General features: G+C 54.8%; 18 protein-coding genes. 10 read left to right on the plus strand and 8 right to left on the minus strand.

The features are described from left to right. Nucleotides 1–81: 81 nt before the first annotated feature. The 5 genes from pstC (at nt 82) to AC6I8L_RS00095 (ending at nt 4,853) form a co-directional block, all read left to right on the plus strand. The gene (gene pstC / locus AC6I8L_RS00075; protein ID WP_034830032.1) at nt 82–1,044 is read left to right on the plus strand and encodes a phosphate ABC transporter permease PstC; all 963 of its coding nucleotides are present in this window, start codon (nt 82–84) and stop codon (nt 1,042–1,044) included. After that, nucleotides 1,041–1,928: a phosphate ABC transporter permease PstA gene (gene pstA / locus AC6I8L_RS00080; RefSeq protein ID WP_058961698.1), complete on the plus strand. Its 888-nt coding sequence runs from the start codon at nt 1,041–1,043 to the stop codon at nt 1,926–1,928. The genes pstC and pstA overlap by 4 nt, the downstream gene beginning before the upstream one ends. A gap of 44 nt (nt 1,929–1,972) precedes the next feature. Beyond that, on the plus strand, nt 1,973–2,746 hold the full coding sequence (pstB, locus tag AC6I8L_RS00085) for a phosphate ABC transporter ATP-binding protein PstB (RefSeq protein WP_034830029.1): 774 nt from the start codon (nt 1,973–1,975) through the stop codon (nt 2,744–2,746). 14 nt (nt 2,747–2,760) lie between these two features. After that, a complete protein-coding gene (gene phoU, locus AC6I8L_RS00090; RefSeq protein ID WP_034830028.1) occupies nt 2,761–3,495 on the plus strand; it encodes a phosphate signaling complex protein PhoU in 735 nt (244 codons plus the stop codon). A gap of 119 nt (nt 3,496–3,614) precedes the next feature. Continuing rightward, a complete protein-coding gene (locus AC6I8L_RS00095; RefSeq protein WP_479397882.1) occupies nt 3,615–4,853 on the plus strand; it encodes an MFS transporter in 1,239 nt (412 codons plus the stop codon). Between the two features lie 229 nt (nt 4,854–5,082). Here AC6I8L_RS00095 and yieH read toward each other — a convergent pair whose 3' ends face one another. Further along, nucleotides 5,083–5,742, minus strand: coding sequence for a 6-phosphogluconate phosphatase (yieH, locus tag AC6I8L_RS00100; RefSeq protein WP_058961699.1), 660 nt, complete (start codon nt 5,740–5,742; stop codon nt 5,083–5,085). Between the two features lie 150 nt (nt 5,743–5,892). Between yieH and AC6I8L_RS00105 the strand changes: the two genes are divergently transcribed. Next, a complete protein-coding gene (locus tag AC6I8L_RS00105; RefSeq protein ID WP_058961700.1) occupies nt 5,893–7,206 on the plus strand; it encodes an NCS2 family permease in 1,314 nt (437 codons plus the stop codon). Between the two features lie 31 nt (nt 7,207–7,237). On the opposite strand, the gene AC6I8L_RS00110 is transcribed toward AC6I8L_RS00105, so the two are convergent. Beyond that, nucleotides 7,238–7,987, minus strand: coding sequence for a 4'-phosphopantetheinyl transferase family protein (locus tag AC6I8L_RS00110; protein ID WP_058961701.1), 750 nt, complete (start codon nt 7,985–7,987; stop codon nt 7,238–7,240). A 291-nt stretch (nt 7,988–8,278) separates the two neighbouring features. Here AC6I8L_RS00110 and AC6I8L_RS00115 point away from each other — a divergent pair, with 291 nt between their 5' ends. Further along, nucleotides 8,279–8,788 (plus strand): flavin reductase family protein, encoded by a 510-nt coding sequence (locus AC6I8L_RS00115; protein WP_034830017.1) that lies wholly within the window; start codon nt 8,279–8,281, stop codon nt 8,786–8,788. Between the two features lie 43 nt (nt 8,789–8,831). Here AC6I8L_RS00115 and AC6I8L_RS00120 read toward each other — a convergent pair whose 3' ends face one another. From AC6I8L_RS00120 to rpmH, 6 genes are all read right to left on the minus strand, one after another. After that, nucleotides 8,832–9,422, minus strand: a complete 591-nt coding sequence (locus AC6I8L_RS00120) for a malonic semialdehyde reductase (protein ID WP_058961702.1) — start codon at nt 9,420–9,422, stop codon at nt 8,832–8,834. 175 nt (nt 9,423–9,597) lie between these two features. Then, a complete protein-coding gene (gene mnmE, locus AC6I8L_RS00125) occupies nt 9,598–10,962 on the minus strand; it encodes a tRNA uridine-5-carboxymethylaminomethyl(34) synthesis GTPase MnmE (protein ID WP_034830015.1) in 1,365 nt (454 codons plus the stop codon). A gap of 141 nt (nt 10,963–11,103) precedes the next feature. Further along, nucleotides 11,104–12,750: a membrane protein insertase YidC gene (gene yidC, locus AC6I8L_RS00130; protein WP_038643953.1), complete on the minus strand. Its 1,647-nt coding sequence runs from the start codon at nt 12,748–12,750 to the stop codon at nt 11,104–11,106. 2 nt (nt 12,751–12,752) lie between these two features. Beyond that, nucleotides 12,753–13,010, minus strand: a complete 258-nt coding sequence (gene yidD / locus AC6I8L_RS00135) for a membrane protein insertion efficiency factor YidD (RefSeq protein ID WP_007893564.1) — start codon at nt 13,008–13,010, stop codon at nt 12,753–12,755. Next, nucleotides 12,974–13,333, minus strand: a complete 360-nt coding sequence (gene rnpA / locus AC6I8L_RS00140; protein ID WP_034830013.1) for a ribonuclease P protein component — start codon at nt 13,331–13,333, stop codon at nt 12,974–12,976. The genes yidD and rnpA overlap by 37 nt, the downstream gene beginning before the upstream one ends. A 14-nt stretch (nt 13,334–13,347) precedes the next feature. Next, nucleotides 13,348–13,488, minus strand: a complete 141-nt coding sequence (gene rpmH / locus AC6I8L_RS00145) for a 50S ribosomal protein L34 (RefSeq protein WP_000831330.1) — start codon at nt 13,486–13,488, stop codon at nt 13,348–13,350. A gap of 600 nt (nt 13,489–14,088) precedes the next feature. On the opposite strand from rpmH, the gene dnaA reads away from it, so the two are divergent. The 3 genes from dnaA (at nt 14,089) to recF (ending at nt 17,861) form a co-directional block, all read left to right on the plus strand. Then, complete coding sequence (dnaA, locus tag AC6I8L_RS00150) at nt 14,089–15,489, plus strand: chromosomal replication initiator protein DnaA (RefSeq protein ID WP_034830012.1); 1,401 nt, start codon at nt 14,089–14,091, stop codon at nt 15,487–15,489. A gap of 5 nt (nt 15,490–15,494) precedes the next feature. Further along, nucleotides 15,495–16,595, plus strand: coding sequence for a DNA polymerase III subunit beta (gene dnaN / locus AC6I8L_RS00155; RefSeq protein ID WP_034830010.1), 1,101 nt, complete (start codon nt 15,495–15,497; stop codon nt 16,593–16,595). Nucleotides 16,596–16,775: 180 nt separating this feature from the next. Beyond that, entirely contained in the window at nt 16,776–17,861 is a 1,086-nt protein-coding gene (recF, locus tag AC6I8L_RS00160; protein ID WP_058961703.1) for a DNA replication/repair protein RecF, read from the plus strand. Nucleotides 17,862–17,864: the final 3 nt, after the last annotated feature.

A 17,864-nucleotide genomic window follows, 5' to 3' on the forward strand; every position in this document is an offset into this window, starting at 1 on the left:
CCGGTCAGTCTCCCCTGACTGACCAACCCGATGGGCGGCATGGTATGCCGCCCTGAACTTCCTCTGAGAACCGAGAAACTTATGGCTGCCACTAAGCCGACGTTCAAAGCCCCAGGTAAACAAGGTGACATGATTTTCGGCGCGCTGGTGAAACTTTCCGCGCTTATCGTGTTGTTGTTGATGGGTGGCATTATCGTCTCCCTGATTTTCTCTTCCTGGCCAAGCATCCAAAAATTTGGTTTTTCCTTCTTATGGACCAAAACCTGGGATGCGCCAAACGAACAATTTGGTGCGCTGGTACCGATCTACGGCACCCTCGTCACCTCCATCATTGCCTTAATCATCGCTGTGCCGGTGAGCTTTGGCATTGCGCTATTCCTGACGGAACTGGCACCTAACTGGTTGCGTCGCCCGCTGGGTACCGCAATTGAGTTGCTGGCAGCGATCCCGAGTATCGTTTACGGCATGTGGGGCCTGTTTATCTTCGCCCCGCTGTTCGCTGAGTACTTCCAGACACCGGTCGGCAACATCATGTCGAACATTCCCATTGTGGGTGCCCTGTTCTCAGGCCCGGCATTCGGTATCGGTATTCTGGCCGCTGGCGTGATCCTCGCCATCATGATCATTCCGTACATTGCATCGGTCATGCGTGATGTGTTTGAGCAGACGCCAGTGATGATGAAAGAGTCCGCCTACGGTATTGGTTGCACCACGTGGGAAGTGATCTGGCGTATCGTGCTGCCGTTCACCAAAAACGGTGTAATCGGTGGTGTGATGCTGGGCCTGGGTCGTGCACTGGGTGAAACCATGGCGGTGACCTTCATCATCGGTAACACCTACCAGCTCGACAGCGCCTCGCTGTTTATGCCGGGCAACAGTATCACCTCCGCGCTGGCGAACGAATTCGCTGAAGCTGAATCCGGTGTGCATGTGGCGGCATTGATGGAACTGGGTCTGATTCTGTTCGTGATTACCTTTATCGTACTGGCCATCTCCAAACTGATGATCCTGCGCCTGGCGAAGAGTGAAGGAGCCCGTTCATGACCGCTATCGAAATGCATGCTCGTGCTGAGCTGGAAGCCTCGCGCCGTAAAATGCAGGCACGTCGCAGCGCTAAAAATAAAGTGGCACTGACGCTGTCGATGCTGACCATGGCCTTTGGCCTGTTCTGGCTGGTGTGGATTCTGTTCACTACCGTCACCAAAGGCATTGATGGTCTGAGCTGGTCACTGTTCACTGAATCAACCCCGCCACCGAACACCGCAGGCGGTGGTTTAGCCAACGCCCTGGCGGGCAGTGGGTTACTTATTCTGTGGTCAACGGTGATTGGTACACCGCTGGGTATCATGGCTGGTATCTATCTTGCCGAGTATGGTCGTAAGCACTGGCTGGCAGAAGTGATTCGTTTCATCAACGACATCCTGCTTTCTGCCCCCTCCATTGTGGTCGGTCTGTTTGTCTACACCATTGTGGTCGCGCAGATGCAGCACTTCTCTGGTTGGGCGGGCGTGGTTGCCTTGGCGCTGTTGCAGATTCCTATCGTGATCCGTACTTCTGAAAACATGCTGCGTCTGGTACCTGACAGCATGCGTGAAGCGGCTTATGCACTGGGTACGCCGAAGTGGAAGATGATTTCGGCCATTACGCTGAAAGCTTCAGTCTCCGGCATCATTACCGGTGTCCTGCTGGCCGTGGCACGTATCGCGGGCGAAACTGCACCGCTGCTGTTTACTGCGCTGTCGAACCAGTTCTGGAGTACCGACATGATGCAGCCGATCGCCAACCTGCCGGTGACGATTTTCAAATTCGCCATGAGCCCATTTGCCGAGTGGCAAAGCCTGGCATGGGCGGGTGTGTTGATCATTACCCTGTGCGTGCTGCTGCTGAACATTGTCGCGCGAGTGGTTTTCGCCAAGGGCAAACATTAATTTCCCGGCGCGGCTTCGGCGGCGCTGCACATGAGAGATGAGCAATGAGTATGGCAACGACTTCTGCCGGTAAAATTCAGGTTCGCAATCTGAACTTCTATTACGGAAAGTTTCACGCTCTGAAGAACATTAACCTGGATATCGCAAAGAACCAGGTCACCGCCTTCATCGGACCATCAGGCTGTGGTAAATCCACCCTGCTGCGCACCTTCAACAAAATGTACTCGCTCTACCCTGAGCAGCGTGCTGAAGGTGACATTCTGCTGGATGGCGACAATATTCTGGCTTCCCATCAGGATATTGCCCTGCTGCGCGCACGCGTTGGCATGGTGTTCCAGAAGCCAACGCCGTTCCCTATGTCGATTTATGACAACATCGCGTTTGGCGTGCGTCTGTTTGAAAAGCTGTCACGTGCCGATATGGACGAGCGTGTGCAGTGGGCGCTGACCAAAGCCGCGCTGTGGAATGAAACCAAAGACAAGCTGCATCAGAGCGGTTACAGTCTCTCAGGCGGACAGCAGCAGCGTCTGTGTATCGCACGCGGTATCGCGATTCGCCCGGAAGTCCTGTTACTGGATGAGCCATGCTCAGCCCTCGACCCGATCTCTACCGGTCGTATTGAAGAGCTGATCACCGAGCTGAAGCAGGATTACACCGTGGTGATCGTGACGCACAACATGCAGCAGGCCGCGCGTTGTTCTGACCATACCGCTTTCATGTATCTGGGCGAGCTGATCGAATTCAGCGACACCGATACACTGTTTACCAAGCCCGCGCAGAAGCAGACCGAAGATTACATCACCGGTCGTTACGGCTGATTCAGGAGACGCACATGGATAATTTAAATCTGAACAAACACATCTCCGGTCAGTTCAACGCGGAGCTGGAGCACATTCGCACTCAGGTGATGATCATGGGTGGCATGGTGGAGCAGCAACTCACTGACGCCATTACCGCGATGCACAACCAGGATGGCGAGCTGGCACGTCGCGTCATCGACGGTGACCAGAAGGTCAACATGATGGAAGTGGAGATTGATGAAGCCTGCGTGCGCATCATCGCCAAACGTCAGCCAACCGCGATCGATTTGCGTCTGGTCATGGCGATCATCAAGACTATCTCTGAGCTGGAACGTATCGGTGACGTTGCGGAGAAAATCAGCCGCACCGCGCTGGAGAAGTTCAGCCAGCAGCACTTGCCTCTGCTGGTGAGCCTGGAGTCTCTGGGTCGCCACACCGTGCAGATGCTGCACGACGTGCTGGATGCCTTCGCGCGTATGGATCTGAATGAAGCCATTAAGATCTATCGTGAAGATAAGAAGGTCGACAAAGAGTACGAAGGCATTGTGCGTCAGCTGATGACCTACATGATGGAAGATCCCCGCACCATCCCAAGTGTATTGACGGCGCTGTTCTGTGCCCGCGCTATCGAGCGTATCGGTGACCGTTGCCAGAACATCTGCGAAATTATCTTCTATTTCGTTAAAGGTCAGGATTTCCGTCACGTTGGCGGCGACAAGCTGGATGAACTGCTGTCAGGTGACGACGGCAGCAATAAACCCTCTTAATTGCCGTTTCGGCTGCCTGTTGCCACTGTGGCAAACAGGCAGCCATCTTCATTTCTGATTGGTCTCCGCGATTCCCTCTCTTTATACTTGGCGCACTTTTTTCTGCCAGGTGCTGTTAAATGTCTTCCCCAATAACGAAAAAAAACGCCGTGACGCCGGCAAAAGCGATGGTTGCTGCCATTAGTGGCTATGCGATGGACGGCTTCGATCTGTTAATTCTGGGCTTTATGTTACCGGCGATCAGCGTCTCGCTGGCGCTCGATCCCTCTCAGGCCGGTTCGCTGGTCACCTGGACGCTGATCGGCGCGGTGATCGGTGGCATTGTGTTTGGTCATCTCAGCGATCGCTATGGTCGTATCCGTATTCTTACCGTGACGATCCTGATGTTCTCAATCTTCACCGGGCTGTGCGCGGTGGCGCAGGGCTACTGGGATCTGTTGGCCTATCGCACGCTGGCGGGCGTGGGCTTAGGCGGTGAGTTTGGTATTGGCATGGCACTGATTGCGGAAGCCTGGCCGAAGGAGAAGCGTAATCGCGCCTCGGCATGGGTCGGCATCGGCTGGCAGCTCGGTGTGCTGCTGGCGGCGTTTATTACTCCGCCGCTACTGAGTGTGATCGGCTGGCGCGGCATGTTCCTGGTGGGTTTACTGCCCGCGCTAGTGTCCTTCGTGATTCGTCGCAGTATGGGGGAGCCGGAGGGTTTCACACGCCATGTTGAGAAGACGCCACAGCTGTCATTCGCCGCGCGCATCAAATTGCTGTTTGCCGATCGCGCCACCAGCAAAGCCAGTCTCGGGATTTTCATCCTCTGCTCAGTGCAGAACTTCGGTTATTACGGTCTGATGATCTGGATGCCAAGTTACCTCTCATCCAGCTTTGGTTTTAGCCTGACGAAATCCGGCTTGTGGACGGCGGTGACCGTGGTGGGCATGACCTTTGGTATCTGGCTGTTTGGCGTATTGGCCGATCGCTTCGCGCGCTGGAAAATCTTTCTGCTGTACCAGTTTGGCGCGGTCGCCATGGTGGTGGTGTATGCGCAGTTGCGCGATCCTACCGTCATGCTGTTTACCGGCGCGATCATGGGGATGTTTGTGAATGGCATGATTGGCGGTTACGGCGCGCTGATCTCGGACACCTTCCCACTGCAGGCGCGCGCCACTGCGCAGAACGTGTTGTTCAACCTTGGACGCGGTGTCGGCGGTTTTGGTCCACTGGTGATTGGTCTGCTGGCGGCGCAAATCTCGTTTACCGCGGCGATCACGCTGCTGGCGCTGATTTACCTGCTGGATATTGTTGCCACCCTGTTCCTGCTGCCGAAGAAGCAGAGCAACGAGGATTCACTGGGCGCGATTGGCTAAGGCGTTTAGGTTACCTGGTGCGCATAAATGCGCACCCTATTAGATCTGCGAACAGATCAAAATCGCACATCGGCCTCTGTAGAAGCAGCACCAGGTTCCACCGGGCACGGAGGTAACAGATCAGACCGACCACAGAGGTAACACTTTTGGGGTCAGTCGATTTGCATCCTGCATTGCCCGGACATCGTGCGCCGGTTTCTGCAGGGGCGACATTCATGCCGCCCTGGGTTTACACCAAATCCCAACCCCGTGCGCGCCACAGTGCGGGCAGTTGTGCCATATCGTCAAAGCGCGTCACCAGCGGATGATCCAACTCCGGATTGTGTGCATCAGCGCAGTAGTAAAATACCGGAATGCCCGCCGCGATCCCCGCACGCGCACCGGCTTCTGAATCATCCACCAGAATGCACTTCTCAATCAGCACCTGCATTTGCTCAGCTGCGTGATACATCAACTCGGGATCGGGCTTCCAGTGGTTAATGTCATAACCGCTGTACAGCCGACCTTCGAGGTATGGCAGCATGCCGGTTAAACCCAGCGAGTGCTGTATCTTCTTCACTGTCCCGTTGGAGACCACGCACATCGGCACTTTCACGCTTTCCACCAGCGCTTTGGCACCGGCAATCGGCTTCAGGTCGAGGTCAAACAGGCGGGCGACATCCGCGCGATACGCCGCTTCGAACTCGTCTAACGGCACCTCTTTCTGATGCTGCGCCAGTACATCCCGCACGATGTCATAGAGCTTTACCCCTTTGTACTGCTCAAACATCTGCTGCAAAGAGAGCTCAATACCGTATTGGGCAAAGGTGTTGACGTAGGATTGCGTACAGATCACTTCACTGTCGACCAGCGTACCGTCGCAATCGAAAAACACACATTCAACTGACATCGCACATCATCCTTTTATTAAACAGCCAGCTGACACTCTAGCGCACTGAGCGTAGAAAGCGACCCCGGCAACCGTTTGCGAATAATCAGTGTTTTGCTGCGCTAAAATCTATAGGATACGCGGCGATAAATTTTTTTCCGGGACAGTTGAATGAACAATCAGGGCTTGTTGCAGCGCATCTTTAAGCTGCAGGAACACGGCACAACCGCGCGCACCGAAGTGATCGCCGGTTTCACGACTTTCCTGACGATGGTGTATATCGTCTTTGTAAACCCGCAAATTCTGGGCGCCGCAGGCATGGATACTCAGGCGGTGTTTGTCACCACCTGTTTGATAGCGGCCTTTGGTAGCATCCTGATGGGGCTGGTGGCGAACTTGCCGGTCGCGCTGGCACCGGCGATGGGGCTGAACGCCTTCTTCGCGTTTGTGGTGGTCGGCGCGATGGGTTACTCATGGCAGGTTGGTATGGGGGCGATCTTCTGGGGCGCACTGGGTCTGCTGATCCTCACGCTGTTGCGTGTGCGCTACTGGATGATTGCTAATATCCCGATGAGTCTGCGCGTCGGCATCACCGCCGGTATCGGCCTGTTTATCGCCATGATGGGCCTGAAAAACGCCGGTATCATCGTGCCGAATGCCGACACCATTGTGACGGTCGGGAACCTGACCTCGCATAGCGTACTGCTGGGGGCGCTGGGCTTCTTCATTATCGCGATTCTGGCCTCACGCAATATCCACGCGGCGGTGCTGGTATCGATTGTGGTCACTACGGCGATTGGCTTAGCCATTGGCGATGTGAAATTCAGCGGTGTGTTTGCCGCGCCGCCGGCCGTGACCGCAGTAGTGGGTCAGGTCGATATTAAAGGGGCGTTCAACATCGGCATGGCGGGAGTGATCTTCTCCTTTATGCTGGTCAACCTGTTCGACTCTTCCGGCACGCTGATCGGTGTCACCGATAAGGCCGGATTGACCGATGAAAAGGGCACTTTCCCGCGTATGAAGCAGGCGCTGTATGTTGATAGCATCAGCTCGGTGACCGGTTCGCTCATCGGCACCTCTTCAGTGACGGCGTATATCGAAAGCTCTTCCGGCGTGGCGATTGGTGGCCGTACCGGCTTGATGGCGGTCATCACCGGGATTCTGTTCCTGCTGGTGATGTTCCTGTCACCGCTGGCCGCGATGGTGCCTTCTTATGCGGCAGCAGGTGCGCTGATCTATGTGGGAGTCTTGATGACGGCGTCACTGTCACGCGTGCGCTGGGACGATCTCACCGAAGCGGTCCCGGCGTTTGTCACGGCGGCGATGATGCCATTCAGCTTCTCGATCACCGAAGGTATCGCGCTGGGCTTCATCTCGTACTGTGTGATGAAGCTTGGCACAGGACGCTGGCGTGAAATCAGCCCGTGCGTGGTGATTGTTGCCCTGCTGTTTGTGCTAAAAATCGCGTTTATCGACGCGCACTAAAAACAACAGGCCGCGATTGCGGCCTGTTTTGTTAGAGATGTCCGATTTCCTGGGGTGTGGGAGTGAGGCTGGTCAGACGCAGTGAGCGCGGGCCAATATTCGGTTTGCTCATTTCAACGTCGCGCAATGGGTGCCATTGCTGTTGTGCATCAATCTCCCACAGGCATAAGCGCTCAGTGCCCGGAGAGAGCGCGCACGACCACACCAGCATCGGCTCGGCATCACAGACCGCCTGAATATCCGGAAACACGCTGGAGCGCAGACGGCCGGCAGCAGGGTGCAACTGCAGCGAACCGGCACCGTTCTCACTTTCACCGGTCAATTTGAGGATGCTCTGGCGCAGTGTCCAGATTTGCGTCACCGCTTCCATAAAATCCTGCTGCGCGTTGATCCACGCTTTCTCACCCGATGAGAGATCCTGCGTGAGCGTGTCCTGCGTCTGACGGCTGTGGGCGCGGACAATCTCCATATCCAACCCCGCACGTCCGCCTTCTTCCGCCAGCAGCACACCGACCATATTACCGGCGTACGCAATACTAAAGTCAGGGAGGTTAGGATCGGCAAAGCAAGGTCGTCCGCTGCTGGTGGTCACAAGCGGCGGGAGTTCACGAATGCCATAGACACGCAGCATCAGCTGAGCCAGCAATTCGCGTGCGGCGAGAAAACGGCTACGGCGCTTGTCAGGGAAGCGATCGGCGCTGTTAATCACATCCTGTGGAACCCGAAACAGCTCTGAAGAGAGCGGCGAGTTACCCATCCAACGTACAAAATGACTAGCCATCTGTCGCTCCGTGAAAATGGTCAGATAATCATCGGCGCTATTGTAGGAATTTTCTCAGAGGTTTGCATCCGGCATAACATGCAATGACCAAAAATCAGATAAGACCGAAGCGGCGGCTAATCCCATCAGTTGAATTTGCATATAACGCTTTTGCTGATTTTGCGCGGATAGGGTGCCGTAAAGTCTGAGGTAGTGTAGGATTTGGGCAACCAAAAGCACATCTAAGTGCGTGAACAATCCACCTCAAGATAATCGTGCCCATCGCAGCAGCATGCACGTCGGAGTTTTTTTATGTCAGTAACTTCACTTACTCGCCAGGAATCAATCTCACTTGATGAATTTCGTCATGGTATGCGCCGCCTGACCGCAGGCGTTTCTTTAGTGACCACTGAGTTTCAGGGCGAAAAGCTGGGTCTGATTGCGACCTCCGTTAGCTCACTGGCTGCCGAGCCGCCAAGCCTGCTGGTGTGTGTTAATCGTAGTGCATCCAGCCACGACGCATTTGTGAATGCTGGCCATTTCGCTGTGAACGTCTTGCGTGAACAGCATGACGATTTATGCGCGCAGTTCAGTCAGTCTGCACGTCGCGCAGAACGCTTCCAGAGCGGTGAGTGGCAAACGCTGAACACCGGTGCACCGGTGCTGGCTGATGCATTGGTGAGTTTTGACTGCCAGCTGGAGAAAGTGGTGGAGTGGAATACGCACAGCGTGCTGCTGGCGCGCATCGTTGGCATTTCACTGCCAGGTGAAGCGGCGGAGCCGATGGTCTATTTCAACAGCGGTTTTCACTCGCTGGGTTAATGTGAGTGACAGGCGTCGCGCAATGCCCGACGCCTGGAATCAATCAGGCAAATTTGCAGGCTTCATCAAAGCCGAGACGCGGTAAACGCGCATGTAGTTTGCTGGCTTCGCCATAGCCCAGATTAATCAGTAAATTCACCTGCCATTTGCTTTCGCTAAAGAAGGCTTCATTGACTTTTGACGGGTCAAAACCGGACATAGGGCCGGCATCCAGCCCCAGCGAACGCGCCGCCAGAATTAAATATCCTGCCTGCAGGCTGCTATTGCGGAAAGCCGTCTCTTTAGCCAGATCCGGGCTGCTGGTGAACCAGCTACGCGCATCACCGTGCGGGAAGAGTTTGGGCAGCGCTTCATAGAACTCAGGATCCCACGCCACGATCACCGTTGCCGGTGCTGCCATGGTTTTGTCCACGTTGCCGGAGGAGAGCGCAGGTTTCAGCTTCTCTTTGCCTTCCTGCGAAGTGACAAACACGAACCGTCCTGGTGAACAGTTGGCTGAAGTCGGGCCGAGCGCGGTCAGGCTATAGAGTTGCTGCAGCACATCGTGAGAAATCGGTTTGTCCTGCCAGTAGCTGTGGGTGCGAGCGTCATTGAACAGCGCGTTCAGCGCCACGCTGTCGAGCGGTGTACTCATGTTTCTCTCCTGTTCAGGCAGCAACTTGCGCCTAATGTTTAGCATGAATCGTGGGTGAGGCCGATACGCTTTAGCACGGGCCAGCGATCGTTATACTGCAAAGGAGAGGGGGTGCCAAATAACAAAGACGCATGTTTCCCCCAACCAAACAGTGATGGGGGAAACAGGGTAAAGACTACTTACCAATACAGAAACTTGAGAAAATCCTGCCGAGCAGGTCGTCGGAGGTGAATTCACCGGTGATCTCGCTCAGCGCCTGCTGAGCCAGACGCAGCTCTTCCGCCAGCAGTTCACCGGCCCATGCACCCAGCAGCTGGTCTTTACCCTGCTGTAAGTGAGTGGCTGCTAACTCTAATGCCTGCAGATGGCGTCGGCGTGCCAGGAAGCCACCTTCCATATTGCCAGAGAAGCCCATGCTCTGTTTTAGATGGTCGCGCAGTGCATCCACGCCTTCCCCCGTCCGCGCAGAAAGACGAATCAGTGAGTGATCATTCACTTCTGTCAGACCCAGCACTTCGCCGGTCATATCGGCTTTGTTACGCACCACAGTAATCGGCAGTTGTGCCGGTAAACGTGCGACAAAATCAGGCCAGATTGCGGCCGCTTCGGTGGCGTCGGTGGTGGTGCCATCGACCATAAACAGCACGCGATCGGCTTGCTCGATTTCCTGCCAGGCGCGCTCAATTCCAATTCGCTCAACTTCATCACTGGCTTCACGCAGCCCCGCAGTATCGATGATGTGCAGCGGCATGCCGTCGATATGAATATGCTCACGCAGCACGTCACGCGTGGTGCCAGCGATATCGGTGACAATCGCGGCTTCACGACCGGCGAGGGCATTCAGCAAGCTGGATTTACCGGCATTAGGACGACCAGCAATCACCACTTTCATTCCTTCGCGCAGCAGGCTGCCTTGACGCGCTTCGGCGCGCACGTTATCAAGATCGCCGATCACCGCATTAAGCTGACCTTCGATTTTGCCGTCAGACAGAAAATCGATCTCCTCATCCGGGAAGTCGATAGCGGCCTCCACGTAGATGCGCAGGTGAGTGAGTGCTTCCACGAGTGTATTGATGCGCAGGGAAAATGCGCCTTGCAGTGAATTCACGGCGGAACGCGCGGCCTGCTCTGAACTGGCGTCGATCAGGTCGGCGATCGCTTCCGCCTGCGCCAGATCGAGTTTGTCGTTGAGGAACGCACGTTCGGAGAATTCACCCGGCTGAGCGATGCGTACACCCGACAGCGCCACGATGCGTTTCAGCAGCAGATCCAGAATCACCGGGCCGCCGTGACCCTGCAGCTCCAGCACATCTTCGCCGGTGAAAGAGTGGGGACCAGGAAACCACAGCGCAATCCCCTGATCCAGCACGCTGCCATCCGCATCGCTGAATGGCAAGTAGTCGGCATAGCGCGGTTTCGGCAATTTGCCGAGCACGGCTTGCGCGACGTCAGCGGCTTTGGCGCCGGAAATACGCAGAATGCCGACGCCGCCACGGCCGGGAGGTGTCGCCTGGGCAACGATAGTATCGCTGTGGCTCATGATTCTCTCTCTTACCCGTCATACTTCAAGCTGCAGCGGCGTTGGCTGCGCTCGAATTATTTAGGGTACAAAATTTGAAAAAAAACAGGGCGACATAAATGCCGCCCCTTGAGTATACGCTGCTGCTGTTGCAGTCAGACGTTACGCTTTCTTCTTGTCGCGGCTGTGCAGACCACGTTTTTCCAGCCCGCGATAAATCAGCTGCTGCTGGAGGATGGTCACCAGGTTACTGACGATGTAGTACAGCACCAGACCCGCAGGGAACCACAGGAAGAACACGGTAAAGATAACCGGCATGTAGGTCATGATCTTCTGCTGCATCGGATCGGTCACGGTGGTCGGTGACATCTTCTGGATGAAGAACATGGTGATACCCATGATAACCGGCAGAATGTAGTACGGATCCTGCGCGGAGAGGTCATGAATCCACAGAATGAACGGTGCATGACGCAGTTCAATCGAACCTGACAGCATGTAGTACAAGGCCAGGAAGATAGGCATCTGGATAACCAGCGGCAAGCAGCCACCCAGCGGGTTCACTTTCTCTGCTTTGTACAGCGCCATCATTTCCTGGCTCTGCTTCTGCTTGTCATCGCCCAGACGCTCACGCATTGCCTGAATCTTCGGCTGCAGCATGCGCATCTTCGCCATGGAGGTGTACTGCGCTTTGGTCAGCGGGTACATGATGCCACGAACGATGAAGGTGATAACGATAATCGAGAAGCCCCAGTTACCGATAAAGCTGTGCAGGAACTTCAGCAGCTTAAACAGTGGCTGAGAGATGAACCACAACCAACCGTAATCTACAGTCAGATCCAGGTGAGGCGCGATAGCGGCCATCTTGTCCTGGATTTCTGGCCCCAACCACAGGGTCGCGCCCAGGTCTTGCTGTGCGCCTGCTGCCACGGTCACCGGTGAAGATTTATAACCGATTGCCGCAACGCCGTTACCGAGGTTGCTGGTGTACAGGGTGTTGTTACCCTGAGTACGTGGCACCCAAGCCGTTGCAAAGTACTGCTGCAGCATCGCCACCCAACCATTGCTGGTGGTCGCGTTCAGGTTCTCGTTATCCGCGATGGTATCGAATTTGTATTTTTCGTATTTCGCTTCGCTGGTCGAGTACGCTGCGCCACGGAAGGTGTGCAGGGCAAAGTTGTTGCTGCCGGTATCACGATGCTTCGGCAGATCAATGGTCTGCTTCAGCTGACCAAACATCGACACTTCCAGCGGCTGCTGCGAGGCGTTATTGATGTTGTAGTCAACGTTAACCGCGAAGTCGCCACGCTTGAACACGAAGGTTTTGGTGTAAACCACACCTTTTTCATCGGTCCAGGTCAGTGGTACGCGCAGCTCGGTCTGGCCATCGGCCATCTCGAAGTGATCCTGAGTGGTGGTGAACAGCGGACGAGCGCCATTGTTCGGGTTATCCGGACCATTACGACCGGTTAAGCCACTCTGCGCCTGATAAACGAAGGCAGGGGTGGTTTCCAGCAGCTGGAACGGTGCGTCTGAACCCAGTTTGTCCGGGTAAGTCAGCAGCTGTGCCTGCTCAATATCGCCACCGCGAGTATTGATGCTGAGTGACAGGACATCAGTCTTAACGGTGATCGTTTGGCCCTGACCGCTAGCCGGCACGCCGGAAGAGGCGGCATCACCCGCTGCGCTGCTTGTGTTCTGCGTGGTCTGAGTCTGCTGTGGCTGCGGAGCGTGGTCCGTCTGCCAGGCTTGCCAGATCATAAAAGACACGAACAGAAAAGCGATGAGAAAGAGATTGCGTTGCGAATCCATCGTTAATGTTCTCTGGTATCAAAGGTTTTTGGCGGCACAGGATCGTCACCACCCGGGTTCAAAGGGTGGCATTTTAATACGCGTTTTATCGTCAACCAACTACCTTTTACGACGCCGAAACGACGTAATGCCTCAATCCCATACTGCGAGCAGGTGGGATGGAACCGACAATGAGGTCCAAGTAGTGGGCTGATGGCGCGTTGATAAACGCGTATCAGGGCGATCAGGAGCCGCGAGCCAGGCGACAGTGACGACGCCATAGTTTCTCCAACGCTTCCGTTAACGCACGGTTATCGAGGTCAGCAATCCCCTTTTTCGCCACGATGACAAAATCCATCGCAGGCAGCTCATGTTGGCGCAGACGAAAGCTTTCGCGGGTCAATCGCTTGATCCGGTTGCGTTCATGGGCGCGTTTCACATGCTTTTTGGCGACGGTAAGACCGATGCGGGGATGCCCCAGCGAGTTAAGGCGGCCGAGGATGGTGATTTGCGGCGTACCGGCTCTTTGTGGCTGCTGGAAGACGAAAGTGAAATGAGTGGGAGTTAACAAACGTAACTCCCTGGGAAATGCGAGCTTAACCACGAGGGTTAGCTTTATTACTTAGAAACGGTCAAACGAGCACGGCCTTTAGCACGACGACGTGCCAGAACCTGACGACCATTTTTTGTTGCCATACGAGCACGGAAACCGTGTGAACGGTTGCGCTTCAGTACGGACGGTTGAAAAGTGCGTTTCATGGCGATTTCTACCTAAACTTGAAAATTTTCACTGGGTGACGCGTTTTCGGGCCAGTAAATCGACCGACGCCTCAATGTGTCTTTAATAAAGAGGCGGGATTGTAATAATTGTACAGTCCAGAGTCAATTTACTTCGCAGTTCGCGGCACCTGGAAACCAGATACAGCCCGCTGATTCCGGGCATCAAGGCTTCACGCAATAATGCCGGGTGGGGAATTATACGGGCTATAGGGTAAAGCGCAAGGATCGCGCCGGATCTTCTTGCGATCAATTTGCAGATTTATTGCGCGGAAACGAGAGGCGACCAGAAAAATTGCCTCTTTCAGCAAGATCACCGCTCGCTTTTTCCACAGAAAGCGTAAACTCATTAGCGCTTCACTAGCCTGTGGATAAATTGGATCAAAACTGTGTAGAAAGGGAAGATCTCTGTGCCGCTTTGCGCTATGATCCGCCCTTCCGCTGACGATCCTCACTGCGATCGCCAGGGATGACTACCGCGGATAGCGGTCGCAGGCGCTTTCTGATCGCCTGTGTCAAAAAAGACAGTTTCTATTATTAGCGCCTGAAATTCTTATCGATTTTGTACGAGTGGAGTCCGCCGTGTCACTTACGCTTTGGCAACAGTGTCTTGCCCGTTTGCAGGATGAGCTTCCTGCCACCGAATTCAGCATGTGGATTCGTCCGCTGCAAGCTGAATTAAACGACAATACGCTGACCTTGTATGCACCAAATCGGTTTGTACTCGACTGGGTTCGGGATAAATATCTCAATAGTATTAATGGGCTGCTGAATGAATTCTGCGGTCCGAATGTGCCTTTGCTGCGTTTTGAAGTGGGCACGCGCCCGGCTGCGCAGGTTGCAGCCAGCCAGCCAGCCATGGCGGCTTACAGCACCCCTGCTCCTGTTGAAAACCGTCCTGCTCCGGCGCAAATCTTGCGCCCAAGCTGGGACTCAGTGCCCGCCCCGGCGGATGTTACCTACCGCTCAAATGTGAATAACCGCCACAACTTCGATAACTTCGTTGAAGGTAAATCTAACCAGCTGGCGCGCGCGGCGGCACGTCAGGTGGCGGATAATCCTGGTGGGGCTTACAACCCGCTCTTCCTTTATGGCGGAACCGGTTTAGGTAAAACTCACCTGTTACATGCAGTGGGAAATGGCATTATTGCGCGCAAGCCGAATGCCAAAGTGGTTTACATGCACTCAGAACGTTTTGTGCAGGACATGGTAAAAGCGCTGCAGAACAACGCCATTGAAGAATTTAAGCGTTATTACCGCTCCGTCGATGCACTGTTGATCGATGACATTCAGTTCTTTGCCAATAAAGAGCGCTCGCAGGAAGAGTTTTTCCATACCTTTAACGCCCTGCTGGAAGGCAATCAGCAGATCATTTTGACCTCGGATCGCTATCCAAAAGAGATCAATGGTGTTGAAGATCGCCTGAAGTCGCGCTTTGGCTGGGGATTAACCGTCGCGATCGAGCCGCCTGAGCTGGAAACGCGTGTGGCGATCCTGATGAAGAAAGCGGATGAAAACGATATTCGCCTGCCGGGAGAAGTCGCCTTCTTTATTGCCAAGCGTCTGCGCTCCAATGTGCGTGAGCTGGAAGGGGCACTGAACCGCGTCATCGCCAATGCCAACTTTACCGGCCGCGCGATCACCATCGATTTCGTGCGCGAAGCGCTGCGAGATTTACTGGCGCTGCAGGAAAAGCTGGTCACCATCGATAACATCCAGAAAACGGTGGCCGAATACTACAAGATCAAAGTCGCGGATTTACTGTCGAAGCGCCGTTCGCGCTCGGTGGCACGTCCGCGTCAGATGGCAATGGCAATGGCGAAAGAGTTGACCAACCATAGCCTGCCGGAAATTGGCGATGCGTTTGGTGGCCGCGATCATACCACCGTGCTCCATGCCTGCCGTAAAATTGAGCAGTTGCGTGAAGAGAGCCACGACATCAAAGAAGATTTCTCTAACCTCATTCGAACATTATCTTCCTGACGCATATGAAATTTATTGTAGAACGTGAGCAGTTGCTGAAACCACTGCAACAGGTTAGCGGCCCGCTTGGTGGACGCCCGACCTTACCGATCCTCGGAAATTTACTGTTGCAGGTGAGTGAAGGCGTACTGCGTCTGACCGGCACCGATTTGGAAATGGAGATGGTGGCCCGCGTTGCATTAACGCAGCCCCACGAGCCCGGTGCGACCACCGTGCCCGCGCGTAAATTCCTCGATATCTGTCGCGGTTTGCCAGAGGGGGCGGAAATTAGCCTGACGCTTGAAGGTGACAGAATGCTGGTGCGTTCTGGCCGCAGCCGTTTTTCCTTATCGACGCTGCCCGCCACTGACTTCCCTAATCTGGATGACTGGCAGAGCGAGGTGGAGTTCACCTTGCCACAGGCCACGCTGAAACGTCTGATTGAAGCAACCCAGTTCTCGATGGCGCATCAGGATGTGCGTTACTACCTCAACGGCATGCTGTTTGAGACCGAAGGTGAAGAGTTGCGCACCGTCGCCACCGATGGTCACCGTCTGGCGGTATGCTCCATGCCGATTGGCCAGGCGTTGCCTAACCATTCGGTGATCGTGCCACGTAAAGGTGTGATTGAATTAGTCCGTTTGCTTGATGGCGGCGAGACTCCGCTGCAGGTACAGATCGGCAGCAGCAACATTCGCGCCCACGTAGGTGACTTTATCTTTACCTCTAAGCTGGTTGATGGCCGTTTCCCGGATTATCGCCGCGTATTGCCGAAAAATCCGGACAAAGCGCTGGAAGCGGGATGCGATCTGCTGAAACAGGCGTTTGCCCGTGCAGCGATTCTCTCTAATGAGAAGTTCCGCGGTGTTCGTATCTATATCACCGAAAATCAGCTCAAGATCACCGCCAATAACCCTGAACAGGAAGAAGCGGAAGAGATGCTGGATGTGTCGTACAGCGGCACTGAACTGGAGATCGGCTTTAACGTGAGTTACGTGTTAGATGTGCTGAATGCACTGAAATGCGAAAACGTGCGTTTGCTGCTGACCGATTCGGTTTCGAGTGTGCAAATTGAAGATGTCGCCAGCCCAGCGGCGGCATACGTCGTCATGCCAATGCGCTTGTGATCGTCTAGCGGGCTAACTTACTCGCTATTTTGCCCCCGGGCAGTGCTCGTCCCTGGTCACATACTTCAGTATGCTCCCAGGGCCTGCGCGCTGGCCTTGAGCAAACTAGCTTCGCCGTTAACGCCCTTGATAGCAGGGTTAGGTGAAAAAACACTTCTTAATGCGTAGCTGGATTCGTTCATGGCTTTAACCCGCCTCCTGATTAAAGATTTCCGTAATATCGAGCAAGCCGATCTCACGCTGGCACCGGGCTTTAATTTCCTTGTGGGCGCTAACGGCAGCGGCAAAACCAGCGTGCTCGAAGCTATTTATACCCTCGGACACGGTCGCGCATTCCGCAGTTTGCAGGCCGGACGCGTTATCCGCCACGATCAGGACGCCTTTGTGCTGCATGGGCGTATTGAAGGCAACGAGCGAGAGTTGGCAGTTGGTCTCACCAAAAATCGTGCCGGTGACAGCAAAGTACGGATTGATGGAAGCGACGGCCATAAAGTGGCCGAGCTGGCACAATTGCTGCCGATGCAGCTGATCACCCCTGAAGGGTTTACTTTACTTAACGGCGGCCCCAAATACCGTAGAGCCTATGTTGATTGGGGCTGTTTTCACTCGGCGCCCGGCTTCTTCAACGCGTGGAACAATTTGCGGCGATTGATGAAACAGCGTAATGCCGCGCTGCGACAAGTTTCACGCTACAGCCAGATCCGCCCGTGGGATCAGGAACTGGTGCCGCTGGCCGAACAGATTAGTCAGTGGCGCGCTGAGTACAGTGCGGCGATAGCGAAAGAGATCATCGCCACCTGTGGTCAATTTTTACCAGAGTTTGAGCTGTCGTTTTCATTCCAACGTGGCTGGGATAAAGAGAGCGATTTTGCCGAACTGCTGGAACGCAATTTCGAGCGCGATCGCGCGCTCACCTACACCGCCAGCGGCCCGCACAAAGCGGATTTTCGCATTCGTGCAGAAGGCACGCCGGTGGAAGATTTACTCTCACGCGGACAATTAAAGCTGCTGATGTGTGCGCTGCGTTTAGCGCAGGGCGAATATCTGACGCGCAGCAGCGGACGTCGCTGTTTGTACCTGATTGATGACTTTGCCTCGGAGCTGGACGATTCGCGTCGTCGGTTGCTGGCCGAGCGCCTGAAAGCCACGCAGGCTCAGGTATTTGTCAGCGCCATTGGTGTCGAACATGTAATCGACATGAGTGACGAAAAGGGCAAGATGTTCCGCGTGGAACAGGGTAAAATAGCGGTTCAACCTGAAGATTAAATG

The organism is Type-E symbiont of Plautia stali (assembly GCF_059731115.1).

Coding starts and splice junctions, on each gene's coding strand:
- AC6I8L_RS00110 (WP_058961701.1), bottom strand. CDS start 7,987: ATGGCTAGTCATTTTGTACGTTGGATGGGTAACTCGCCGCTCTCTTCA.
- pstB (WP_034830029.1), top strand. CDS start 1,973: ATGAGTATGGCAACGACTTCTGCCGGTAAAATTCAGGTTCGCAATCTG.
- yidC (WP_038643953.1), bottom strand. CDS start 12,750: ATGGATTCGCAACGCAATCTCTTTCTCATCGCTTTTCTGTTCGTGTCT.
- pstA (WP_058961698.1), top strand. CDS start 1,041: ATGACCGCTATCGAAATGCATGCTCGTGCTGAGCTGGAAGCCTCGCGC.
- dnaN (WP_034830010.1), top strand. CDS start 15,495: ATGAAATTTATTGTAGAACGTGAGCAGTTGCTGAAACCACTGCAACAG.
- AC6I8L_RS00095 (WP_479397882.1), top strand. CDS start 3,615: ATGTCTTCCCCAATAACGAAAAAAAACGCCGTGACGCCGGCAAAAGCG.
- mnmE (WP_034830015.1), bottom strand. CDS start 10,962: ATGAGCCACAGCGATACTATCGTTGCCCAGGCGACACCTCCCGGCCGT.
- AC6I8L_RS00115 (WP_034830017.1), top strand. CDS start 8,279: ATGTCAGTAACTTCACTTACTCGCCAGGAATCAATCTCACTTGATGAA.
- recF (WP_058961703.1), top strand. CDS start 16,776: ATGGCTTTAACCCGCCTCCTGATTAAAGATTTCCGTAATATCGAGCAA.
- yieH (WP_058961699.1), bottom strand. CDS start 5,742: ATGTCAGTTGAATGTGTGTTTTTCGATTGCGACGGTACGCTGGTCGAC.
- pstC (WP_034830032.1), top strand. CDS start 82: ATGGCTGCCACTAAGCCGACGTTCAAAGCCCCAGGTAAACAAGGTGAC.
- yidD (WP_007893564.1), bottom strand. CDS start 13,010: ATGGCGTCGTCACTGTCGCCTGGCTCGCGGCTCCTGATCGCCCTGATA.
- AC6I8L_RS00105 (WP_058961700.1), top strand. CDS start 5,893: ATGAACAATCAGGGCTTGTTGCAGCGCATCTTTAAGCTGCAGGAACAC.
- AC6I8L_RS00120 (WP_058961702.1), bottom strand. CDS start 9,422: ATGAGTACACCGCTCGACAGCGTGGCGCTGAACGCGCTGTTCAATGAC.
- phoU (WP_034830028.1), top strand. CDS start 2,761: ATGGATAATTTAAATCTGAACAAACACATCTCCGGTCAGTTCAACGCG.
- rpmH (WP_000831330.1), bottom strand. CDS start 13,488: ATGAAACGCACTTTTCAACCGTCCGTACTGAAGCGCAACCGTTCACAC.